Genomic DNA, 21,173 nt, shown 5'->3' with positions numbered 1-21,173 from the left:
CGCGCGGGGGCACCGGGGCCCCCGGCGTCCGTCACCTGCCGGCCTGGAGGGCCCCCCAGGTGCCGGCGCCGACGACGCCGTCAACGGCCAGGCCGCGGCTGCTCTGGTAGTCGCGGACGGCGGTCTCGGTGCCGGGGCCGAAGACTCCGTCGGTGTCCACGGTCCGGCCGAGCGCGGCGGTCAGCGCGCGCTGGAGCCGCTGCACGTCGGCCCCCGAGGCGCCCCTCCGCAGCACCGGCTCGGTGCCCGCCGACAGCAGGGCCGTCCAGGTGCGGGCGCCGACGACGCCGTCGGCGCCCAGCCCCCGGCTGCTCTGGAAGGCCCGGACGGCGCCCTCGGTGGCGGGGCCGAACCTGCCGTCCACCTCACCGGCGTCGAAGCCGTTCTGGTTCAGCAGGTGCTGGGCGGCCCTGACCTGCTCCCCGGTGGAGCCGCTGCGCAAGGTGGCGTAGGAGGCGTGGTTCAGCTGGACGGGAGCGGTGGCGCTGCCGTCGCGGACCAGCTGCATGTAGTAGGTCCAGTCCCAGTTGGGCCCGGGGTCGGTGTGGTCGTTGCCCGGCACCTCGTGGTGCCCGACGATGTGGGCGCGGTCCTTCGGGATGCCGTGGCGGTCGCACAGGTGGCGGGTGAGCGCGGCCGAGGAGCGGTACATGGCGTCGGTGAACCAGGAGGGGTCGTCGACGTAGCCCTCGTGCTCGATGCCGATGGAGTAGGCGTTGCCCGAGCGGGCGTGCCAGGCGGTGTCCCGGTCGCGGACGGTCTGCGTGACCTCGCCGTCGCGGGAGCGGATCACGTAGTGGGCGCTGACGTCGGAGTCGGGGTTCTGGAACCAGCTGATCGACCCGGCGTAGGAGCCCTGGGTGACGTGGACGACCACGTGGGTGATCGGCGCGCTGCGGCCGGGTGTGTAGTTGCTCGAGTGGGCCGCCGCCCACCGCGCGGGCGGGTAGTCGGTGCTCAGCGTGCCCGCCCCGGAGGCGCCGGCCGGCGCGGACCCGCCCGGCGGGGCGGCCTTCGCGTAGCGGCCGCGGTCGGGGTCGACGTCCCTGGCGTCCACGGTGACGCGTTCGCCGGCGGGGGTCAGCGCGCTGAACCCCTCGGCGAGGAAGTCGTAGACGGTGTCGGCGTACAGCCGTGCCGTGCGGTCGTCCGCGGCGCCGCTGTAGCGGGCCACCGCCGGGTACCAGGCGTCCGGGTCGCGGCGTTCGGCCGCGTCCAGGCCCAGCTCGTCGGCGTGGGAGCGCAGGACGGCGGCGCCGCCGAGGATGTTGGCGGCGGTGTCCCGCCTCAGGGCGGCCTCCGGCTCGCCGGTCAGCTCGGCGGCCCGGCCCAGGGTGTCCCGCACGGGGTTGTCGACCAGGTGCATCACGCCGTAGCCGCCCGCGTGGCTGGGTCTGCCGCCGTGGCCGTCGAGGTGGGTCTCCCCGTAGCCGACGGCGGCGAGGAGGTCGCGGGGGACCTGGAACTCCTCGGCGGCCCGTTCGAAGGCCCGGTTCACCGGTGTGCGCGCCTCCGTCTCGGCGGGGACCGCGCCGGCGGCGGGGTGGGCGGTGACGAGCAGGGCGGCCGCGGCCAGGCCGCCGAGGACGGCCGACGGCATCCGCCTCCGGCCCGAGGGACGTCGGGGCATTCTTCCTCCCGGTCAGCATGCGCGTGGGGGGTGAGCATGCGCTGCTCGCTCACGCCGATGGACGGGGACTTCCTATCGTGAAGTCATGTACACGTCAATGACGCTCCGTCTCCCCCGGCTCCCCTCGCGTCCCCGGGAGAAGGGCCGGCCGTCCGGGAGGTCCGGCGGCGGGCGCACCACCGCCGCCGGACCCGCCGCGGTCCGCGACGGCGCCTCCCCCGGCGCGACCGTCCACGCGCCGGGGGATCTCGGCCCCCCACGAGGGTGGCGTCCGGCGCTACGCGCGTCAACCAACTGCACGGACGGCAGCGGCAGTTCTTTGGTGTGGACCTCTGGAGGAACCCGCCGGAGGCGGGAGCGGCGGCGGCCCCCGGCCGCCCCCCTCGCCGCGCGGCGCGCGGGCGGCCGGCCCGCGCGGCCGGTGCACTCCCCCTCCCACCGGCCGCGGCGCCCCGCCCGCGGCCCGTTAGAGTGAGCCCGAAACGTCCTGTGCCCGAGCGGGGGAAACCGGTGCGAATCCGGTGCTGACCCGCAACCGTGAGCGCGGCGGACGCCCGTCCTCCCGCGGAGCCGGAGCACCCGCCCGGGCACCAAGGCTCCCGGCGACCGCAGCCCCGCTCCGGCGGAGGTGCGGCGCCGGCACCGGCACCGTCGAGGAACGCGGAGCCGAGCCCGGTGTGCCCCGCGCGGTGAGCGCGGCCGGCCGTCCGTGCCCGGCCGCGCCCCGAGACCCACGAGAAAGGGCACCGCCATGTCCCTGCGCCGCACCGCCGCGGCCCTGGCCGCGGCCACCGCGCTCTGCGCGGCCGCGGCCCCGTCCGCCGTCGCCGACGGGTCACCGTCCGCGCAGGCCCCGGCGCAGCAGGACCTGCCGTCCGCGCTGTACGGGAAGGGCGACCCGCAGTACGACGCCGTGTGGCGCCAGTCGACGGCCCTGCTGGCCCAGGACGCGGTCGGGGTGGAGCCCGCCGGGAAGGCCGTGGAGTGGCTGGCCGGGCAGCAGTGCGAGGACGGCTCCTTCGCCTCCTACCGCCCCGACCCCACCGAGCCGTGCACGGCGAAGACGGCGGCCGACGTCAACGCCACCGCCCTCGCCGTCCAGGCGCTGGCCGCCCTCGGCGGCCACGACGAGCGGGTGGAGCGGGCCGTGGAGTGGCTGAGGCTGGTCCAGAACGACGACGGCGGCTGGGGCTTCGGCCCGGGCGGCCCCAGCGACGCCAACTCCGTCTCCGTCGTCATCGGCGCCCTGGTGGCAGCCGGCGAGGACCCGGCCGAGGTCCGCTCCGGCAAGGGCGGGAAGACCCCGTACGACTCCCTGCTGGGCTTCCGGCTCGGCTGCGACGCGCCGGAGGCCGAGCGCGGGGCCTTCGCCTACCAGCCCGACGACGAGGGCCGCCTCGCCGCCAACGACGACGCCACGGCCGCCGCCGTCACGGCCGCCCTGGGCGAGGACATGCTCGTCGAGCCCGGCGAGGGCGCGCAGGACGGCGAGGGCGCGCAGGACCCCGCCCCCTCCTGCGCGGACGGCGGGGACGGGAAGGCCCCGACCCCGGCCGAGGCCGCCCGGGGCGGCGCCGCGTACCTGGCGGAGAGGCTCGAAGCCGGCGGCGGGCACCTGCGGTCCGCCATGCCCGGCGCCGAGGAGCAGCCCGACTACGGCAACACCGCCGACGCCGTGATCGCCCTGTCGGCCGCGGGCCACCGCGACGCGGCCCGCGCCTCCCTGACCTGGCTGGAGAAGAACGCCCCGAAGTGGGAGGCGTTCGAGAACAGCCCGGCCGCCCTGGGCCAGCTCGTCCTGGCCGCCCGTGCCGCGGGCGGCGACCCGTCCGACTTCGGCGGCGCCGACCTGGTGGAGCTGCTGAACGCCACCGGCCCGGCCCCGGCCTCCGCCCCCGGCGACGGCAAGGGCGCCGACGGCGGCAGCGGCGACGGCGGTGACGGGAGCGGCGGGGACGACGAGGACGACTCGCTGTCGCCGTGGCTCCTGGTCGGCGTGGGCCTGGCGGTCGGCGCGGGCATCGGCTTCCTGCTCAGCGGCCGGGGCGGGGGAGGAGCCAAGTGAGGGCTCCGCACGCCCCGCGAACCCCTGCCCGCCCCGCCGCCCGCGCCGCGGCGCGGGCGGCGCGGGCCCTGCCGGCCGCCGCCCTGGCCGCCGCGCTCGCGGTGGCGGGCGCGGCGCCCGCGCACGCCCAGGGGTACCGCTACTGGTCCTTCTGGGAGCGCGAGGGCGGCGCCTGGACGTACGCCACCCAGGGGCCGGGCACGCTGCGCCCCGGGGACGGCGACGTGCTGGGCTTCCGGTTCGCGGTGAGCGAGGACTCCGCCGAGGCCGACCAGCCCCGCGGCGAGGCGTCCTTCGAGGCGATCTGCGGCGGCACCGGGGCGGAGCCGGGCGCCAAGCGGATCGCCCTCAGCGTCGACTTCGGCGAGGCCGCCGACGCGCCCTCCGGCGAGACCCCGCCGGAGGGCCGCACCGCCTGCGCGGTCGTCCCCGAGGACGGGACCGCCGCCGAGGCGCTGGCCGCCGGGCTGAAGCCGCTGCGGTACGGCTCCGGGGCGCTGCTGTGCGCCATCGCGGGCTATCCGCGGACCGGCTGCGGCGAGCAGGTCTCCGGCTCCGGCCGCTCCGGTGGCGCCCCCTCCGCCGGCACCGCGGCCGGCCCCTCCGGGGACGCCTCCGGCGCCGACTCCGGCGGCGGCCCGTCCGTCGGGCTCCTCGTGGGCGCCGGGGCCGTCGCCGTCCTGGGGGCCGCGGCCGTCCGGCAGGCCCGCCGCCGGTCATGAGTCCGCGCCCGGCCGCCCCCGCCGCCTCCGCCCTGGCCGCCGCGCTCCGCGCCCCGCAGGCGACCCGCGCGGGCGCCCTGCACGCCGGCGCGTGGTGGCTGTGGGCGCTCGGATTGGCCGCGGCCGCCTCGCGGACCACCAACCCGCTGCTGCTCGCCCTGCTCGCCGCCGTCACCGGGTACGTCGTCGCGGTCCGCCGCACCGACGCCCCCTGGGCGCGCAGCTACGGCGTCTTCCTGCGGATCGCCCTGCTGGTGCTGGCCGTCCGCCTGGTCTTCGCGGCGCTGCTGGGCTCCCCGATCCCCGGCACCACGGTGCTGTTCACCCTCCCCGAGGTCCCGCTGCCCTCGTGGGCGCAGGGCGTGCGGCTCGGCGGCCGGGTCACGGCCGAGGGCCTGGTCTTCGCCCTGTACGAGGGGATGAAGCTGGCCGCCATGCTGGTGTGCGTCGGCGCGGCCAACGCCCTGGCCAACCCGGTGCGGCTGCTGAAGTCCCTGCCCGCCGCGCTGTACGAGGCCGGGGTGGCGGTGGTCGTGGCGATGACGTTCGCGCCCCACCTCGTCGCCGACGTGCGGCGGCTGCGCGCGGCCCGCCGGCTGCGCGGCCGCAGCGACCGGGGGATCGGGGCGGTGCTCCGGATCGGGCTGCCCGTCCTGGAGGGCGCGCTGGAGCGCTCGGTGGCGCTGGCCGCCTCCATGGACGCCCGCGGCTACGGCCGTACCGCGCAGGTGCCGCCCGCGGTGCGCCGCACCACCGCCGCCCTCACCCTGGGCGGCCTGCTGGGCGTGTGCGCCGGCACGTACGGGCTGATGGCCGCCGAGGGCGCCGCCTACGGGCTGCCGGTGCTCCTGCTGGGGCTGGCCGCCGCCCTCGGCGGGCTGTGGCTGGGCGGCCGCCGCTCGGTGCGCAGCCGCTACCGGCCCGACCGCTGGGGGGCGCGGGCCTGGCTGGTGACCGCCTCCGGCGCGGCCGTCGCCGCGGCCGTGGTCCGGGCCGCGGCGACCGCCCCCGAGGCGCTGCACCCGTCCGTGGTCCCGCTGACCGCGCCCGAACTGCCGCTGTGGCCCGCGGCGGCCGTCCTGATCGGCCTGCTCCCGGCCGTCGTCGCCCCCGTGCCGGCCCCCGCCGGGACCGGCGCGGAGGCGGGCGCCGGGGCCGGCCCGCGGTCCGGGAGAACCCCGCCGGCGAAGGAGACGACCCGCACATGATCCGCTTCGACCAGGTCTCCGTCACCTACGAGGACGCCGCCGCGCCCGCCCTGCACGGCGTGAACCTCACCGTCGACGAGGGCGAACTGGTGCTGGTCGTCGGTCCGTCCGGCACCGGCAAGTCCACCCTGCTGGGGGCCGTCTCCGGTCTCGTGCCGCACTTCACCGGCGGCACCCTGCACGGCCGGGTCACGGTCGACGGCCGCGACACCCGCGAGCACAGGCCGCGCGAGCTGGCCGACGTGGTGGGCACGGTGGGCCAGGACCCGCTCGCGCACTTCGTCACCGACACCGTCGAGGACGAACTCGCCTACGGCATGGAGTGCCTCGGCCTGCCCGCCGACACCATGCGGCGCCGCGTCGAGGAGACCTTGGACCTGCTGGGCCTGGCCGAGCTGCGCGGACGCCCCATCGCCACCCTCTCGGGCGGGCAGATGCAGCGGGTGGCCATCGGCTCGGTGCTCACCACCCACCCGAAGGTGCTGGTGCTGGACGAGCCGACCTCCGCCCTGGACCCGGCCGCGGCCGAGGAGGTGCTCGCGGTGCTCCAGCGGCTGGTCCACGACCTGGGCACCACCGTGCTGCTGGCCGAGCACCGGCTGGAGCGCGTGGTGCAGTACGCGGACCGGGTGGTGCTGCTGCCCGCGCCGGGCGCCCCGCCCGTGCCGGGCGACCCGGCCGCGGTGCTGGAGCTCTCGCCCGTCCGTCCACCGGTGGTCTCCCTGGGGCGGCTGGCGGGCTGGTCGCCGCCGCCGCTGTCGGTGCGCGACGCGCGCCGCCGGGCCGCCGGGCTGCGGGAGCGGCTGGCGGGTCTGGCCCCGGGACCCGCGGCGGCACCGGACGGCCCGCCGGCCGCGTCCGGTGCGGAACCGCTGGCCGAGGTCTCCTCGCTGGTCGTCCGCCGCGGACGGATCCCGGCCCTGGAAGGCGTGGACCTGACGGTCCGCCCGGGCGAGGCGGTGGCGCTGATGGGCCGCAACGGGGCCGGCAAGTCCACCCTGCTGAACACCCTGGTGGGGCTGCACGAACCGGTGCGCGGCCGGGTGGTCCTGCGCGGCGGCGCGGCCGGCCCGGCGCCGGGGACCGCCGTCGTCCCGCACCGCACCCGCCCCGCCGAACTGCTGCGCCACGTCGGCCTCGTCCCCCAGGACCCCCGCGACCTGCTGTACGCGGACACCGTCGCCGCCGAGTGCGCCGCCGCCGACCGGGACGCGGGCGCCGCGCCCGGCACCTGCCGCGCCCTGGTCTCCTCGCTGCTGCCGGACGTGCCCGACGGCACGCACCCGCGCGACCTGTCCGAGGGGCAGCGCCTGGCCCTGGCCCTGGCCGTCGTCCTCACCGCCGCCCCGCCGCTGCTGCTCCTGGACGAGCCGACCCGCGGCCTGGACTACGCGGCCAAGGAGCGGCTGACCGGCGTGCTGCGCTCCCTGGCCGCCGACGGCCACGCCATCGTCCTGGCCACCCACGACGTGGAGCTGGCCGCCGAACTCGCGGACCGCGTGGTGGTGCTGGCCGACGGGGAGGTGGTGGCGGACGGCCCGGCCGCCGAGGTCGTCACCTCCTCCCCCGCCTTCGCCCCGCAAATCGCCAAGGTCCTCGCCCCGCAGCCGTGGCTCACCGTCGGCCAGGTGCGGGCGGCCCTGGCGGAGGCGGGGGAGCCGGGGGGTGGCGCGTGAGCGGCACCGGCGCCGCGCCCGGGACCGGCGGCCCCGCCCCGGCGCGGCCCGTGCGGCCCGTGCGGCCCGTACGGCTGGGCCCGCGCTCCGTCGCGGCCCTGGTCCTGGTCTCGGCCGTCGGGGTCGCCGCCTTCGGTTGGCCGCTGCTGGCCGACCCCGCCTCCGGGCCGGCCCACTCGGGGGACGCGCCCTGGCTGTTCGCGCTGCTGCTGCCCCTGCTGCTGGCCGTGGCGGTGGCGGCCGTCGCCGACACCGGCCTGGGCGCCAAGGCGGTGGCGATGCTGGGCGTGCTGGCCGCCGCGGGCGCCGCGCTGCGCCCGCTGGGGGCGGGCACGGCGGGGCTGGAGCCGATGTTCTTCCTGATGGTGCTCTCCGGGCGGGTGCTGGGGCCGGGGTTCGGCTTCGTCCTGGGTGCGCTGTCGATGTTCGCCTCCGCCCTGCTGACCGGCGGCGTCGGGCCGTGGATGCCGTTCCAGATGCTGGCGATGGGCTGGGTGGCGATGGGCGCTGGCCTGCTGCCCGGCCCCCACCGCCTGCGCGGGCGGTGGGAGGTGGCGGTGCTCGCCGCGTACGGGGCGGTGGCGGCGGTGCTGTACGGCGTGGTGATGAACCTTCAGGGCTGGCCGTACATCGCGGGCATGGCGACGGGGATCTCCCATGTCCCCGCGGACCCGCTGGAGGTGAAGCTCGCCAAGTTCGCCGCCTACGTCCTGGCCACGTCGCTGGGGTGGGACCTGCCGCGTGCGCTGCTGACCGTGGTGCTCACCCTCACCCTGGGCGGCGCGGTGCTGCGTGCGCTGCGCCGGGCGACGCGGCTGGCGGCGTTCGACGCCCCGGTCGCGTTCACCGCTCCTCCGTTTGCGGGCACCAAAGGCGGCAATCCGGACGGATGACAGCCCGAGCAAGGGGACACTCGTGGAAGGCGAGCCATGTCCACAGGCTTGATCATCACTCTGATCGTGGCGGCGGCAGCCGTCCTCGCACTGGTCCTGCTGCTCAGCGGCAGGCTGGGCGGCCGGCCGTCGGTGAAGCGCCGGTTCGGCCCCGAGTACGAGCGGACCGTCGCCCAGCACGGCGGCGACGCGAAGGCCGCCGAGAGGGAGCTGAGGGAGCGGCTCCGGCGCTACGGCGACGTCCGGCAGCGGCCGCTGGCGCCGGAGGAGCGCGAACGGTACTCCGCCCAGTGGGCCGCCGTGCAGGAGCGGTTCGTCGACTCGCCCGTCGAGGCGGTCGCCGAGGCGGACCGGCTGCTGGACCGGCTGGCCGAGGCGCGCGGTTTCCCCGGCGGGGGGTTCGACGAGCGGGTCTCCGCCCTCTCCGTCCACCACCCGCGGCGCGTGCAGGGGCTCCGCGAGGTGCACGCGGTGGCCGTCCTGGCACGCGAGGGCCAGGCCGACACCGAGCGGCTGCGCGAGGCACTGGTGCACGCCCGCGCCCTGTACGAGGACCTCACCGCGCCGTCCGCCGACGACCGCGCCGCCGAGCGCACCGGCGGGCCTGCGGACGGGCCCCGCGACGGCGGGCACGGCGTCCGCGACGGCGACCGGGACCTCGGCGGCCACGGCGGACCGCAGCACCGCGGCGGGCCGGCCGGGAAGCTGCACACCGCCCGCACGGCGCACCGCCACGACGCCCACAGGAGGAGCGCATGAGCACCCCCCGTCACGCCGGTCCGGTACACGGCCCCGGCACCACCGGTGACCACGCCCGCCCCCCGGCGCCCGGGGGGCCGAACGGCGCGCACGGCGACGCGCACGGCACCGCCCCGGCGGACGTGCCGGTCACCGCACCGGGAGCCGCGCCGGTCACCGCACCGGAACCGGCCGAGGCGCCGGGCGGCGCCCACGGCACGCACGGCCCGCGCCACGCGGACGGCGCCTCCGCGCCGTCCGCGGCGCCCGGCCCGTCCGACACGCTGCTGCCGGCCGCCGAGCGCGAGGAGTTCGCCCGGCGCATGCACCAGGCGGTGAAGGGGTTCGTCGACAGCCCCCGGCACTCCGTCGAGGAGGCGGACGCCCTCTTCGAGGACGTCACCCGCCGCATCGGCGCGGTCCTCGCCGAGCGCCACCGCGGACTGCGCGGGTCCTGGCACGGCCCGGACGGCCGGGAGGGCACCGCGGAGACGGAGGAGCTGCGCAACGCCCTGCGGCACTACCGGGACGCCGCGGAGCGGCTGCTGCGGCTGTGAGACACGGCGGAGGGCCGGTTCCGCACCGTGCGGAACCGGCCCTCCGCCGTGCGGCGCTCCGGGCCGCGGGATCACTCCGGCGCTCCGGCCCCCGCCCTCCGGCGCTCCGCCTCCGGTCCCCTCCCCGGGGCGGCCCCGGCGGGGGGACCGGAGGCGCCCGGCCCGGCGGTATCCGCCGCGCCGGGTACCGGATCCGGGTCCGGCGCCCTCCCCGCCCGCTCCGCCCGCCGGGCCGCACGCCCCGCGGGCCCGTGCCGGAACCAGAGCCGGGTGATGCCGGCGCCCGCCGCGACCACCGCCGCGCCGCCCGCGGCGTCCAGCAGGTAGTGGTTGGCGGTGCCCATCACCACCACCGTGGTCAGCACCGGGTGGAGGACGCCCAGCGCCCGCAGCCACACGTTCGGGGTGCAGCGCACGACGACCACCGCGCACCACAGCGACCAGCCCACGTGCAGCGAGGGCATCGCCGCGTACTGGTTGGAGATGCCGGTCAGCACGCCGAAGTCGGGGGCGTCGAAGTCCTGCGGGCCGTGGGCGGTGTCGATGTAGCCCAGCCCCGGCATCAGGCGCGGCGGTGCCAGCGGGTAGAGCCAGAAGCCGACCAGCCCCAGCAGGGTGGTGAACGACAGCGAGGTGCGGGCCCAGCGGTAGGCGAGCGGCCGGCGCGCGTACAGCCAGGCGAGCAGGGCGATGGGAACGAGGAAGTGCAGGCCGGCGTAGTAGGAGTTCATGAACGACTCCAGCCGGGCCGCGTCCGCCACCGCGTGGTTGAGCCGGTGCTCCACGTCGAGGCCGAGCGCGCCCTCGATCTCCAGGATCTGCCGGCCGTGCGCCTCCGCCGTCTGCCTGCCGTCCGGCGCCAGACCGCGGACGAGCGAGTAGAGCCAGTAGCCGACCCTGATGAGGAGCAGCTCCAGCATCAGGTTGGGGCGGCTGAACGGCCCGGAGCGCTCGGGCGCGTCCCACAGCGGGGAGCGCGTGGAGACGAAGGGCAGGACGCAGGCCGCCAGCAGGGCGGCGATCAACGGCGCGTTCTCGCCCAGCGGGGTCAGGACGGGGACCTCGGGGACCAGCGCGGTGCTGTCGAGCGTCATCACCAGCACCAGGAAGACCGGCCACACCAGGCGGTCGCCGGAGCGGCGGCCCACCCGGCCCGCGGCGGCCAGCAGGATCCACAGCTGCTGGTGCTGCCAGGCGGTGGGCGAGACGGCGACCGCGACGCAGCCGGCGACGGCCGCGGCCAGCAGGAGCTGGCCGTCCCGCGCGTACCGGACGGCCCTGCGCAGCCCCACCACCGCCACCGACCCGGCCAGGACGGCGAACAGCGCGACCTCCGCCGGGCCGTGGACCCCGAGCCGCAGCAGCAGGCCGTGCAGGGACTGGTTGGCCGCCGCGTCGGCGGGGGCGCCCAGACCGGCGCCCGCGACGTGGTGGACCCAGTACCTCCAGGAGTCGGAGGGCAGGGCGGCCCAGGCCAGCGCGGTGCATCCGGCGAAGACCCCGCCCGAGGCGGCCGCGGCCCGGCGCCTGCCGGTCAGCCACAGCAGCGGGGCGAAGAGCAGCACGGTGGGCTGGAGCGCCGCGGCCAGGCCGACGGCGGCGCCCGCCCCGCGCGGGGCGCGCGCGGCGTACAGCAGGCCGCACAGTGCGAGGAGCACCGGGATGATGCTGGTCTGGCCGAGGTGGAAGGTGTTGCGCACCGGCACCGAGAGCACCAGCAGGACGACTGCCGCCGGGACGGCGGCCGCCCGCGCGGACCGGGTGGCCGGCCCGGGCAGCGCGCGGACGGCCACGGTGCCGAGCGCGGCGACGAGCAGGAGGGTGCCGAAGGTCCAGGTGACGCCGAGGACCTGCTCGGCGGTGTGGGCCAGCGGCCGGAGGACGACTCCGGAGAACGGCGTGCCGGTGAACGCCCCGGCGCCGTCGTAGAGGGACCCGCCGGTCTCCAGGACGCCCTGCTCGCCGATCCAGGAGTCGAGGTCGGTCAGGCGCTCGCCCGGCGGCAGCCGCAGCACCGCGACGGCCTGGCGCACGGCCAGTGCGAGCGCCAGCAGCCACAGGGCCGCCGGAACCGCCGCGCCCCACGGCTCCCGCCGCAGCCCCCGGCGCGGTCCCGTCGGCGCCGCCCCGCGCCCGTCCGCACCCACCACGCCCTCAGCCACGCCCCGCGCCCCCATGTCCCGCCGTGCGCCGTCCACCGGTCGCATCCGCCGCGTTCGTCACGTTCGCCGCGTTCGTCCGCAGGCCGACGTCCGCGTGAACGCGGATGCGCACATCATCTCCGAACGGTCAGACGCACGACACCGTGCGTACACCTGAGCGCGGGGCCGTGCGAGTCGGCGCGATATGCGCGGGCCCCGCGCGGGCCCCGGGGAGGCGCGGGGGGCACGATGGGGGCATGAGCATCGTGAAGATCAATGCCCTGACCGTCCCCGCCGAGCAGCGCGAGGTGCTGGAGCGGAGGTTCGCCTCCCGCGCCGGGGTGGTGGAGGGTTCCGACGGATTCGAGTGGTTCGAGCTCCTCCGCCCGCTGGAGGGGACCGACCGGTACCTCGTCTACACCCGCTGGCGCGACGAGGCGGCCTTCCAGGCGTGGATGGAGGGCCCGATGAAGGCCGCCCACCGGGGCGGCGGCGAGGAGGGCGGCGCGGAGGGCGGTCGCCGGCCGGCGGCCTCCGACTCCACCGTGTGGACCTTCGAGGTCGTCCAGCAGGCCGGCCCCAAGCCGAGGGAGGAGTCCGGGGAGTGATCCCGGCGGCGCCGCCCGGACCGCCCCGGAGCCGGGACGCGGCCCGGGCGGCGCGCGGGGAGGGGCCGGGCACGGGCGGGCCGGGTGCGGGGCCGCCGGGATGCGGCGGCCGTCACCTCCTGCCCGCGCTGCCCGCCGGCCGGCGCGGGTACTCGCTCTCCGAGCCGGCGGCCTCCGTGCACAGCGCGTGGACGATCTCGCTCAGGTCCGCGGGCCGGTCGGGCGTCCACCAGTCGCCGAGCAGCTCGGCCAGGCTCTCCTCGCGGGCGGCGGCCAGCCGCTCGGCCACGTCCCGGCCCGTCCCGGTCAGGTACATGCGCAGCCCCTCGCGCACGGCCAGCCCGCGCTCCTCCAGCTGGCGGGCCGCCACCAGCACCGCGTCCAGCGGCACCGAGTGGCGGTCGGCGAGCAGGGCGGGCTCCACCCAGCCGTGGCGCCTGATGCGCAGGGCCATCCAGCAGGACGCCGGCCTGAGGTCGACGCGGGCCCGCCGGGCGACGTCGCGGTAGACGTCCCGCCGGCCCTGGAGGGTGCTCAGCAGGGAGAGCGCCCGGGTGACCTCCTCGCGGGAGGAGCGCTCGACGGGGTTGGGCGGGATGACCTGGCTGCCGTCGGGGGACCTGACACTGCCCCGCAGGGGGTCCTCCCGCAGGAACCAGGAGAGGGCGAAGGCGGCCAGCACCACGGGCACCGCCCACAGGAAGACCTCCGTGATGGCCCCGGAGTAGGCGGCCAGGACGCCGTCGCGGGTCCCGGCCGGGAGCCGCTCGACGGCGCTCGGGTCGCCCTCCAGCCCCTCCGCGCTCACCCCGGGGGGCAGGGCCGCGCCGCGCAGGGCACCCGCCAGCCGGTCGCCGAGCGTGGCGGCGAAGACCGCGCCGAAGGCGGAGACGCCGACCGAGGCGCCGATGGAGCGGAAGAAGGTGACGCCGGAGGTGGCGACGCCCAGGTGCTCGTAGGGGACGGCGTTCTGCACGGCCAGGACCAGCACCTGCATCACCAGCCCCAGGCCCAGGCCGAAGACCAGGAAGGCGCCGGACATCCGCCAGTCGGAGCTGTTCTCGTCCAGGGTGTGGAGGAGCAGCAGGCCGATCGCGGTGACGGCGGTGCCGGTGACGGGGAAGACCTTCCAGCGGCCGGTGCGGCTGACGATCTGGCCGGAGCCGGTGGAGGAGACCAGCACCCCGAGCACCATCGGCAGCATGTGGACGCCGGACATGGTGGGCGAGATGCCGTGCACGACCTGGAGGAAGGTCGGCAGGTAGGTCATCGAGCCGAACAGCGCGAACCCGACGATGAAGCCGATGACCGAGCAGAGGGTGAAGGTCCGCACCCGGAACAGGCCCGGCGGCAGCACCGGTTCGGCGGCCCGCCGCTCGACGGCGGCGAAGGCGGCCAGCAGCACCGCACCGAGCACGGCCACTCCGACGACCTGCCCCGATCCCCACTCCCAGGTGGTGCCGCCGAGTGAGGTGACCAGCACGACGCAGGTGGCGGCGGAGGCGATCAGCAGGGTGCCGAGGTAGTCGATGCGGTGCTTCTCGCGGTGGACCGGGATGTGCAGCACGGCGGCGATGACGGCGAGGGCGACCGCCCCGACGGGCAGGTTGACGTAGAAGACCCAGCGCCAGCCGACGTGCTCGGTGAACAGCCCGCCGACGAGCGGGCCCAGCACGCTGGCCGCGCCGAAGACCGCGCCGAACGCGCCCTGGTAGCGGCCCCGGTCGCGGGGCGGGACGATGTCGCCGACGATGGCCATCGACAGCACCATCAGCCCGCCTCCGCCCAGTCCCTGCACGGCGCGGAAGGCGATCAGCTCGCCCATCGTCCGCGCCAGGCCGCAGAGCACCGAGCCGATCAGGAAGAGGACGATGGCGCCCTGGTAGAGGCGTTTGCGCCCGTACTGGTCGCCGAGCTTGCCCCACAGCGGGGTGACGGCGGTGGAGGCCAGCAGGTAGGCGGTGACCACCCAGGACAGGTGCGCCAGTCCCCCGAGGTCCCCGACGATCGTCGGCAGGGCGGTGGCGACGATCGTCTGGTCGAGCGCGGCGAGCAGCATGCCCAGCAGCAGGGCGCCGATCGCCAGCCGCACGGTGCGCGCCGGCGGGCCGGCGTCCGGCTCGCCGGGCGGGGATCCGGCGGCCCCGGCGGCCGGTGCGGGCTCGGGCTGCGTCATGGGCGCCTCCTCGCCGGCGTACGGGTCCGCGCGGGCGGCGGACCCCGGTCTTCCGTCTCCGCCGCCCCGGGTGCCCAGCGAGCCGCGCGTCAAGCCGGACGGCGGCTGCGGCGGCGGGCGCGGGCGTGCCGCCCGCGCCCGCCGGACCCCGGCCGGCCGGAAGCGGCCCGTCCAGTAGTCTCGTGGCGTTCTGAGGGAGGGGAGCCCGCCGTGACGGAAGCACCCGTCTGTCCTATATGCCACAGGCCCGCCGACGACTCGGGCCGGGCCGGCTGCCGGTGCGCCGGGGTGGAGGTGCTGCCCCGGCCGGTGACCCGGCCTGGGCAGGGCCCGGATCCGGCCGACCTGGCGATGTTTCCCGACGGCCCGGACCGGGGCGGGGGCGACACCGCGCCCCTGCCGGTCGTGGGTCCGGGCGGGTCCGCCGGCCCGGACCCGGGGAGGCGCCGCGGAGGGGAGCCGCGCCACCGCGTCGGGCGCGGCATGGTGCTCGCGGTGGGGGCCACCGCGCTGGCCGTGATCGGTTCGGGCGCGCTCGCCGTCGGCCTGCTCACCCAGGGCGACGACCCGTTCGACGAGGCCCGCTTCGGCGGCCGGGGCGGCGCGCCGACCGCCGTCGTCCCCACCGGCGGGGAGGACGAGGAGGGCGGGGCGGCCGTGGAGTCGGCCGGGACGGACCGGAAGGGCTCCGCCTCTCCCTCCGCCTCGCCGTCGCGGTCCTCCGCCCCGCCGTCCGCGAGCCCTTCGGCGTCCGCCTCGCCGTCGGCCTCGGCCCGCACCCCCTCCGCCGTTCCGGCGACCACCGCCGCCGCCCCCTCCTCCCGGCCGCCGTCCTCCACCGCCCCGGCCGGGGACGGCCGGGGCGAGGGGGGCGACGGGGACCGGGGCGGGGACGGCGGGCAGTCGCCCGTGCTGCGCGAGGGCGACACGGGGCGGGAGGTGGCCGAGCTCCAGTACCGGCTGCGCCAGACGTACGCCTACCGCGGCGACGTCGACGGCCGCTACGACGACGAGGTCCGCGACGGGGTGGCCAGGTTCCAGGAGTGGTACGGGGTACGCGGCGACCCGGAGGGCGTCTACGGGCCGAACACCCGCCGGGCGCTGGAGGGCGCCACCCAGGGGGGCCGGGAGAGGCGCTGAGCGAAAAAAGGAGATCCGACCCGGGGGTGGGGTGGCGCAAAGGCGGACCGCTTTGTATCGTGGAGGAACAAAGTGGTTCCGCCCGTTCCGTTCCTCCCTGACGAACGGCCTCCCTGACCGGCGGGCGGAGCCACTGTCCTCTTCCGGTCCGTCCCCTGGAGCCGCGCGCCATGCCCTCCGAGACCTCGAAGACCTCCGAGACCCCGGCGCCGTCCGGCACCGCCGGCCCGCTGACGGCCCGCGCCCTGCTGCTGGACATGGACGGCACCCTGGTCAACTCCGACGCCTCCGTGGAGCGCGTCTGGCGCGGCTGGGCCGCCGAGCACGGCCTGGACGGCGACGAGGTCATGAAGGTGGTGCACGGCCGGCAGGGCTACGCCACGATGGCCGAACTGCTGCCCGACCGCCCGATGGAGGTCAACCACGAGGAGAACCGGCGCCTGCTGGCCCTGGAGACCGCCGACACCGAGGGCGTCGTGCCGATCCCGGGTGCCCCCGCCTTCCTCGCGGCGATCGAGCACCTCCCCCACGCGCTGGTCACCTCCGCCACCCTCCCCCTGGCCTCGGCCCGCATGACGGCGGCGGGACTGCGGATGCCGCGGGTGCGGGTCACCGCCGAGTCGGTCGGCGCCAGCAAGCCGCACCCGGAGGGCTTCCTCAAGGCCGCCGCCGAGCTGGGCTTCGCGCCGGAGGACTGCGTCGTCTTCGAGGACTCCGCGGCCGGTGTCGCGGCGGGCCGCGCGGCGGGCATGCCGGTGGTCGGCGTCGGCCCCCGGGCCGCGGCCCTCTCCCCCGCGCTGCACGTGTCGACGCTGGAGGAGCTGCGCGTCGAGCCGCTGGACGGCGGCGGCGTGCGGCTGAGCACGGTCCGGGCCGCCGCCTGACGCGGCGCGCCGATCCGGGCCGCCCCCGCGCGGCCCCCACCGACACACGCCCCTCATCCCGGGTCCCCTCCCCGCCGATCCGGGAGGCGGGGCGTGGCAGTCCTCGGCGGCGCCGGGCCCGGCCCGGCGCCGCCGGTCCCGGCTCCGGACCGGGGCCGGGCCCCGGACCGGGGCCGGCCCTCAGCCGGTGACCGCCTCGTAGAAGCTGAGCGCGGCCAGGACGAGCATCACGCACGCCGCGATCCGGGAGATCAGCCGCAGCGGGACGCGCCGCATCAGCGCCCGGCCGCCCAGGATGCCGATGGCGGCGACCGCCCACAGCGCGAGCACCGCGCCGAGGGCCACCGACAGCGGGTTCTCGTAGCGGGCGGCGAGATTGGCCGTCATGATCTGGGTGAGGTCGCCGAACTCGGCGACCAGGATCAGCATGAAGCCGCTGGCCGCCACCTTCCAGAAGGACTGGTCGGCGGGCCTGCGGACCTCCTCGTCCCCGTCGTCCTTCCGCAGCAGCAGCACCAGCGCGCCCACCAGGAAGAGCGCTCCGGTGATGCCCTGCACCAGCCGCTGCGGCAGCAGGGTCAGCACGCTGCCCGCGGCCACCGCGAGCGCGACGTGGAGCGCGAAGGCGGCTGCGACGCCGGCGAAGACGTACGAGGCCCGGTAGCGGGTGCCGAGCACCAGCCCGGCCAGGGCGGTCTTGTCGGGCAGTTCGGCCAGGAAGACGACGCCGAAGGTCACGGCGGCTGCGGTGAGACTGAACACGGAAAGGGTTCCTCGTCGGTCGGGCTGCCCTGCCGGGACCCGCGGAGCGAGCACGCTTCGGCACGGCAGCATCGGGTGACTGCCGCGGGCAGTCGTGGACACTGCGGCCGAAGGTCTCGCTGGCGGGGGCGCGGCGCGCACCCGCTCCGGGCGCCGGGCCGGCCGCGGCTGCGCGGTCGGCCAGTGTGTCGACGGTCCGGCGAAGAGCTACTCCCCTTCAGACGCGGACCAGCCTACGCGAACCGTCCGCGTTCTCCGACCCCCGGTCCCGCGTTCTACGGCCCGCGCGTCCGGACCGGTCCCGGCAGCGCTCTTGATCTGACGTGCTCATGTCGCCACCCTGTTACCTGACACCCACCGGGCGGAAACCTTTCGGCGCCACTGTGACGGCGTTCCACCGCACGGCCCGTCCCGTCCGGCTTCCCCACCCCAAGGGAGTACCCATGCACGGCATGCGCAGGTCCGCCCTCCGGCACGGTCTCTACGCGCGTCGATCCACCACCCTCGGCGCCCTCCTGGCGATCTGCGCCGGCCTGTTCCTGGTGAACGGCCCCACGGCCCAGGCCGCTCCCCCCACCCCGCCGAGCGCCTCCACCGCCCGCTCCTACCTCGGCGCCCTGGCGGTGCGGGCCGAGGGCTCCTCCGACGGCTACAGCCGCGACAAGTTCCCGCACTGGTCCGGCCAGGGCGGCACCTGCAACACCCGCGAGGTCGTCCTGAAGCGCGACGGCAGCAACGTCGTCCAGGACGGCAGCTGCGCGGCGACCAGCGGCAGCTGGTACTCGCCCTACGACGGCGCCACCTGGTACGCCGCCTCCGACGTGGACATCGACCACGTCGTGCCGCTCGCCGAGGCCTGGCGCTCGGGCGCGTCCTCCTGGACCACCGCCCGGCGGGAGGCGCTGGCCAACGACCTGTCCATCGCGCAGCTCATAGCCGTCACCGACAACGTCAACCAGGCCAAGGGCGACAAGGACCCGGCGGAGTGGATGCCGCCGCGCTCCGCCTACCACTGCACCTACGCCCGGATGTGGGTGTGGGTGAAGCACCAGTACGGCCTGTCCGTGGACTCCGCGGAGAAGTCCCGGCTCGGCAGTGTCCTGAGCGGCTGCTGACCGGCCGCGGAGGCGTGCCGGCCCTCCCCCGCCCCGCCCGGACCGGCCGTCCGGAGGGCGGGAGGAGGGCCGGCACGCGTTCCCGGGGCGTGCGCCCGGGGGCGCGGGACGGCTGCGGCTGAACCGGCCGGCGTCCCCGGGCCGGGGGCCGGCGGCCCCGCTAGCCCCGCTCCACAGGGCTGAACGGCACGGTGACGCAGGCCACCCGCCGTCCCGTGTCGCCCGTGCGGGCGGAGTCGTGTCCCGCCGGGTGCTCGTGGATCACCACCGAGCGCGCCCCGCCGGGGCGGAAGCGCCAGGAGTGGGCGGACACCGCATCGCCCCGGCCGTACCCGTCGGTGGTGAAGTCCAGCCAGACCTCGTTGTCGGGGTTGGCGTACCGGGGGTCGGTGGACGGCGTCCGCGGGTCCTGGACGTCCTGGTAGCGCGGGCCGGAGTCGCCCGGTTGCGTGCCGCAGGGCCGGGTGTGGACGCGTGCGCCGTAGCTCCGGTCCCCCAGGAAGCCGCGCACGGAGAGCGCGATCTCCATGCCCTGGCGGGTGTTGACCTGGGTGACCCTGGCCGAGGCGCCGGAGGGGACGAGGCCCTCGTCGTACACCACGGCGTCCCGCGAGGCGGCCCCGGCGGGCGGGAGGAACGTCCTGCCGCCCCACACCAGGCGGTCCCCTCCTCCCAGTCCGCCGTCGCCGAGGACCTCGCCGACGGCCTCGACGAGGCGGGTGAGGTCGGGGTTGCCGGCGCCCTCCGCGGCCGCCGTCGTCCCCGCTCCCGTCACCGCCAGCGTCACCGCCAGCGCCGCGGTCAGCGCGGACTTCCTGCTTCTGGACATGTCGGCTCCTCCTGCTCGGGTGGTCGCGGTGTGCCGGCCGGTCGCCCATGCTCCGCCAGGTCCGCCCGGACGGCGGGGAGGTGCCGCGCCGTGCCACCCCGGCCGATCCCCACGGGGGACGCGGACGTAGGCTGTTCGGCGGTACACCGCCCGCGGACGGGGACCGCGGACGGTGCGTGACGGGGGTGGAAGTGCAGGAAGCGCTGGGGGAGTTGGTCTACGCCCCCTGGATCTACGTGCTCGTGGCGCTGTCGGTGCTGCTCGACGTCTTCCTCCCCGTCCTGCCCAGCGGGGTCATCGTGGTCGCGGCCGCGACCGTCGCCGCCGGAGCCGCGGCCGAGGCGGCCGGCACCGCCGGTCTCGCGGGGCCGGCCGCCGCGGGCACGAACACCGCGCTCCCCGAGACCTTCGTCCTGGTGCTGTGCGCCGCGGCCGCCTCGGTGCTGGGGGACCTGGCGGTGTACCGGCTGGCCCGGCACGGCGGGGCCCGCTTCGGCCGGGTCGTGGCCCGCTCCCGCCGGCTGGCGGCCGCCCAGGCGCGGCTCGGGCACGCGCTGCGGCGCGGCGGCGGCCCGCTGTTCGTCCTGGCCCGGTTCGCCCCGGCCGGGCGCTCGGTGATGAGCCTGGCGGCGGGTGCCGCGCAGCGCCGCACCCGGGAGTTCCTGCCCTGGTCGGCCCTGGCGGGGCTGGCGTGGGCGCTGTACAGCGTGGGCATCGGCTACTTCGGCGGCCAGTGGCTGGGCGCGACGTGGCTGGGCGCGGCCGTCCCGGTGCTGGCGCTCTTCGGCGCGGGTGGGCTCGCGGCCTGCCTGGTGCGGCACCACGGGACGCGCTCCCCGTCCCCGGCCTGACGCCGTACGCCCCGCGCCCCGGCGCGGCCCGCCGCTCCGGCCGCCGCGCCGGGGGAGCGGCGGCCGGAGGGGATGGAGGTCAGGGCTTGCGGGCGACTCCCGCGTAGAGGGAGACCTCGGCGTCGGTGACGTCCGCGTAGGGCTGGCCGGGCTCCGGCCTCCAGCGGTGCGGCACCACCAGCCCCGGCTCGACGAACTCCAGCCCGTCGAAGAAGCGCAGGATCTCCTCCCGGGTGCGGTCCTGGGCACCGGCCGCCGAGCCGGACATCGACATCTGGTGCAGCCGCTCCCACGTCTCGGGGTCGAGGTCGGGGGTGCAGTGGGTCAGGGTCAGGTAGCTGCCCGACGGCAGCGCCTCCACCAGCCGCGCCACCAGCTCGTACGGCTTCTTGTCGTCGTTGATGTAGTGGAGCAGCGCGTTGAGGGAGAGCGCGACCGGACGGCTCATGTCCAGCGTCTCGTGCAGCTCGGGGTGGTTCAGGATCGAGTCCGGGTCGGTCGCGTCCGCGTGCAGGTAGGCGGTGCGGCCCTCGGGCGTGCTGCGCAGCAGCGCCTGCGCGTAGCGCAGCACGATGGGGTCGTTGTCGGCGTAGACGACCCGCGCCTCGGGCGCCGTGCCCTGCACGACCTGGTGCAGGTTGGGCTCGGTCGGTATGCCGGTGCCGATGTCCAGGAACTGGCGGATGCCGGCCTCGCGGACGAGCCACCGGGCGGCCCGGTGCATGAAGGCGCGGTTGACGCGGGCGCCGGTCCGCACGCCGGGCCAGATGCCGATGACGGCCTCGGCCCCCTGGATGTCCGCCTCGTAGTTGGTCTTTCCTCCGAGGAAGTAGTCGTACATGCGGGCCGAGTGCGGCCGACTGGTGTCGATGTCGTCGGCGTGGAAGCCCTGAGCGGTCATCTGCTCTCCCGTGGGGGGTGGTGGTGGACTCGGGGCCCGCTCAGGCGAGCAGGAAGTCGGCCTCGCCGAGCTTGGCTCCCCGGATGAACGACTCGATCTCCTGATGGGTGTAGATCAGGGCGGGACCGTCGGGGTCGTTGGACTGCCGCAGGGCCACCCGGCCGTCGCCGAGCTTCATCGCTTCCACGCAGTTGCCGCCGTTGGTGCCGCTCCAGGGCTTCTGCCAGCCCTCGGTCCCGAGCTCCTTGGCCGGCATCCCGTTGTAAATGTGACCCAT

Annotated in this window: 19 protein-coding genes and 1 riboswitch; of the genes, 12 read left to right on the top strand and 7 right to left on the bottom strand. The window is 77.1% G+C overall.

Features of this window, described 5'->3' with window-relative positions:
- Nucleotides 1–31: 31 nt before the first annotated feature.
- Entirely contained in the window at nucleotides 32–1,630 is a 1,599-nt protein-coding gene (locus tag ACFSJS_RS01470; RefSeq protein WP_380895791.1) for a peptidoglycan-binding protein, read from the bottom strand.
- 500 nt (nucleotides 1,631–2,130) lie between these two features.
- Nucleotides 2,131–2,211: riboswitch (cobalamin riboswitch) on the top strand.
- A gap of 170 nt (nucleotides 2,212–2,381) precedes the next feature.
- Between ACFSJS_RS01470 and ACFSJS_RS01465 the strand changes: the two genes are divergently transcribed.
- Genes ACFSJS_RS01465 through ACFSJS_RS01435 form a run of 7 tightly spaced genes read left to right on the top strand, consistent with a single transcriptional unit; the run spans nucleotide 2,382 to nucleotide 9,489 of the window.
- Nucleotides 2,382–3,695: a prenyltransferase/squalene oxidase repeat-containing protein gene (locus tag ACFSJS_RS01465; protein ID WP_380895789.1), complete on the top strand. Its 1,314-nt coding sequence runs from the start codon at nucleotides 2,382–2,384 to the stop codon at nucleotides 3,693–3,695.
- The gene (locus tag ACFSJS_RS01460; RefSeq protein ID WP_380895787.1) at nucleotides 3,692–4,417 is read left to right on the top strand and encodes an SCO2322 family protein; all 726 of its coding nucleotides are present in this window, start codon (nucleotides 3,692–3,694) and stop codon (nucleotides 4,415–4,417) included. The genes ACFSJS_RS01465 and ACFSJS_RS01460 overlap by 4 nt, the downstream gene beginning before the upstream one ends.
- Nucleotides 4,414–5,625: a CbiQ family ECF transporter T component gene (locus tag ACFSJS_RS01455; protein ID WP_380895785.1), complete on the top strand. Its 1,212-nt coding sequence runs from the start codon at nucleotides 4,414–4,416 to the stop codon at nucleotides 5,623–5,625. The genes ACFSJS_RS01460 and ACFSJS_RS01455 overlap by 4 nt, the downstream gene beginning before the upstream one ends.
- Nucleotides 5,622–7,301 (top strand): ABC transporter ATP-binding protein, encoded by a 1,680-nt coding sequence (locus ACFSJS_RS01450; protein WP_380895783.1) that lies wholly within the window; start codon nucleotides 5,622–5,624, stop codon nucleotides 7,299–7,301. The genes ACFSJS_RS01455 and ACFSJS_RS01450 overlap by 4 nt, the downstream gene beginning before the upstream one ends.
- Entirely contained in the window at nucleotides 7,298–8,194 is an 897-nt protein-coding gene (locus ACFSJS_RS01445) for an ECF transporter S component (protein ID WP_380895781.1), read from the top strand. The genes ACFSJS_RS01450 and ACFSJS_RS01445 overlap by 4 nt, the downstream gene beginning before the upstream one ends.
- A gap of 36 nt (nucleotides 8,195–8,230) precedes the next feature.
- Nucleotides 8,231–8,953, top strand: coding sequence for a hypothetical protein (locus ACFSJS_RS01440; protein WP_380895779.1), 723 nt, complete (start codon nucleotides 8,231–8,233; stop codon nucleotides 8,951–8,953).
- Nucleotides 8,950–9,489, top strand: a complete 540-nt coding sequence (locus ACFSJS_RS01435) for a hypothetical protein (protein WP_380895777.1) — start codon at nucleotides 8,950–8,952, stop codon at nucleotides 9,487–9,489. The genes ACFSJS_RS01440 and ACFSJS_RS01435 overlap by 4 nt, the downstream gene beginning before the upstream one ends.
- Nucleotides 9,490–9,560: 71 nt before the next feature.
- On the opposite strand, the gene ACFSJS_RS01430 is transcribed toward ACFSJS_RS01435, so the two are convergent.
- The gene (locus ACFSJS_RS01430; protein WP_380896751.1) at nucleotides 9,561–11,666 is read right to left on the bottom strand and encodes a bifunctional glycosyltransferase 87/phosphatase PAP2 family protein; all 2,106 of its coding nucleotides are present in this window, start codon (nucleotides 11,664–11,666) and stop codon (nucleotides 9,561–9,563) included.
- A gap of 221 nt (nucleotides 11,667–11,887) precedes the next feature.
- Between ACFSJS_RS01430 and ACFSJS_RS01425 the strand changes: the two genes are divergently transcribed.
- Entirely contained in the window at nucleotides 11,888–12,238 is a 351-nt protein-coding gene (locus ACFSJS_RS01425) for an antibiotic biosynthesis monooxygenase family protein (RefSeq protein WP_380895776.1), read from the top strand.
- A 112-nt stretch (nucleotides 12,239–12,350) separates the two neighbouring features.
- On the opposite strand, the gene ACFSJS_RS01420 is transcribed toward ACFSJS_RS01425, so the two are convergent.
- A complete protein-coding gene (locus ACFSJS_RS01420; protein WP_380895774.1) occupies nucleotides 12,351–14,414 on the bottom strand; it encodes a DHA2 family efflux MFS transporter permease subunit in 2,064 nt (687 codons plus the stop codon).
- A gap of 210 nt (nucleotides 14,415–14,624) precedes the next feature.
- Between ACFSJS_RS01420 and ACFSJS_RS01415 the strand changes: the two genes are divergently transcribed.
- Both ACFSJS_RS01415 and ACFSJS_RS01410 read left to right on the top strand, forming a co-directional pair.
- On the top strand, nucleotides 14,625–15,554 hold the full coding sequence (locus ACFSJS_RS01415; protein ID WP_380895772.1) for a peptidoglycan-binding domain-containing protein: 930 nt from the start codon (nucleotides 14,625–14,627) through the stop codon (nucleotides 15,552–15,554).
- Nucleotides 15,555–15,724: 170 nt separating this feature from the next.
- Entirely contained in the window at nucleotides 15,725–16,438 is a 714-nt protein-coding gene (locus ACFSJS_RS01410) for an HAD-IA family hydrolase (RefSeq protein ID WP_380895770.1), read from the top strand.
- 180 nt (nucleotides 16,439–16,618) lie between these two features.
- On the opposite strand, the gene ACFSJS_RS01405 is transcribed toward ACFSJS_RS01410, so the two are convergent.
- Entirely contained in the window at nucleotides 16,619–17,200 is a 582-nt protein-coding gene (locus ACFSJS_RS01405) for a TMEM165/GDT1 family protein (RefSeq protein ID WP_380895768.1), read from the bottom strand.
- A 443-nt stretch (nucleotides 17,201–17,643) separates the two neighbouring features.
- On the opposite strand from ACFSJS_RS01405, the gene ACFSJS_RS01400 reads away from it, so the two are divergent.
- A complete protein-coding gene (locus tag ACFSJS_RS01400) occupies nucleotides 17,644–18,315 on the top strand; it encodes an HNH endonuclease family protein (RefSeq protein WP_380895766.1) in 672 nt (223 codons plus the stop codon).
- Between the two features lie 160 nt (nucleotides 18,316–18,475).
- Here ACFSJS_RS01400 and ACFSJS_RS01395 read toward each other — a convergent pair whose 3' ends face one another.
- Nucleotides 18,476–19,144 (bottom strand): superoxide dismutase family protein, encoded by a 669-nt coding sequence (locus tag ACFSJS_RS01395; protein WP_380895764.1) that lies wholly within the window; start codon nucleotides 19,142–19,144, stop codon nucleotides 18,476–18,478.
- Between the two features lie 191 nt (nucleotides 19,145–19,335).
- On the opposite strand from ACFSJS_RS01395, the gene ACFSJS_RS01390 reads away from it, so the two are divergent.
- Nucleotides 19,336–19,995, top strand: coding sequence for a DedA family protein (locus ACFSJS_RS01390; protein ID WP_380896749.1), 660 nt, complete (start codon nucleotides 19,336–19,338; stop codon nucleotides 19,993–19,995).
- Nucleotides 19,996–20,074: 79 nt separating this feature from the next.
- On the opposite strand, the gene ACFSJS_RS01385 is transcribed toward ACFSJS_RS01390, so the two are convergent.
- Nucleotides 20,075–20,896: an SAM-dependent methyltransferase gene (locus tag ACFSJS_RS01385; RefSeq protein ID WP_380895762.1), complete on the bottom strand. Its 822-nt coding sequence runs from the start codon at nucleotides 20,894–20,896 to the stop codon at nucleotides 20,075–20,077.
- Between the two features lie 40 nt (nucleotides 20,897–20,936).
- Complete coding sequence (locus tag ACFSJS_RS01380) at nucleotides 20,937–21,173, bottom strand: DUF397 domain-containing protein (protein WP_380895760.1); 237 nt, start codon at nucleotides 21,171–21,173, stop codon at nucleotides 20,937–20,939.

Source organism: Streptomyces desertarenae (assembly GCF_042681365.1).
Classification (GTDB): domain Bacteria; phylum Actinomycetota; class Actinomycetes; order Streptomycetales; family Streptomycetaceae; genus Streptomyces; species Streptomyces desertarenae.
The sequence above is the reverse complement of the archived record's forward strand: the minus strand, read 5'-3'. Positions and strand labels throughout refer to the sequence as shown.

Bases quoted from the DNA above. Each gene is read 5' to 3' on its own strand.
- ACFSJS_RS01435 (WP_380895777.1), top strand. From the start codon at position 8,950: ATGAGCACCCCCCGTCACGCCGGTCCGGTACACGGCCCCGGCACCACC.
- ACFSJS_RS01430 (WP_380896751.1), bottom strand. From the start codon at position 11,666: ATGGGGGCGCGGGGCGTGGCTGAGGGCGTGGTGGGTGCGGACGGGCGC.
- ACFSJS_RS01420 (WP_380895774.1), bottom strand. From the start codon at position 14,414: ATGACGCAGCCCGAGCCCGCACCGGCCGCCGGGGCCGCCGGATCCCCG.
- ACFSJS_RS01455 (WP_380895785.1), top strand. From the start codon at position 4,414: ATGAGTCCGCGCCCGGCCGCCCCCGCCGCCTCCGCCCTGGCCGCCGCG.
- ACFSJS_RS01425 (WP_380895776.1), top strand. From the start codon at position 11,888: ATGAGCATCGTGAAGATCAATGCCCTGACCGTCCCCGCCGAGCAGCGC.
- ACFSJS_RS01400 (WP_380895766.1), top strand. From the start codon at position 17,644: ATGCACGGCATGCGCAGGTCCGCCCTCCGGCACGGTCTCTACGCGCGT.
- ACFSJS_RS01465 (WP_380895789.1), top strand. From the start codon at position 2,382: ATGTCCCTGCGCCGCACCGCCGCGGCCCTGGCCGCGGCCACCGCGCTC.
- ACFSJS_RS01395 (WP_380895764.1), bottom strand. From the start codon at position 19,144: ATGTCCAGAAGCAGGAAGTCCGCGCTGACCGCGGCGCTGGCGGTGACG.
- ACFSJS_RS01440 (WP_380895779.1), top strand. From the start codon at position 8,231: ATGTCCACAGGCTTGATCATCACTCTGATCGTGGCGGCGGCAGCCGTC.
- ACFSJS_RS01380 (WP_380895760.1), bottom strand. From the start codon at position 21,173: ATGGGTCACATTTACAACGGGATGCCGGCCAAGGAGCTCGGGACCGAG.
- ACFSJS_RS01410 (WP_380895770.1), top strand. From the start codon at position 15,725: ATGCCCTCCGAGACCTCGAAGACCTCCGAGACCCCGGCGCCGTCCGGC.
- ACFSJS_RS01470 (WP_380895791.1), bottom strand. From the start codon at position 1,630: ATGCCCCGACGTCCCTCGGGCCGGAGGCGGATGCCGTCGGCCGTCCTC.
- ACFSJS_RS01385 (WP_380895762.1), bottom strand. From the start codon at position 20,896: ATGACCGCTCAGGGCTTCCACGCCGACGACATCGACACCAGTCGGCCG.
- ACFSJS_RS01450 (WP_380895783.1), top strand. From the start codon at position 5,622: ATGATCCGCTTCGACCAGGTCTCCGTCACCTACGAGGACGCCGCCGCG.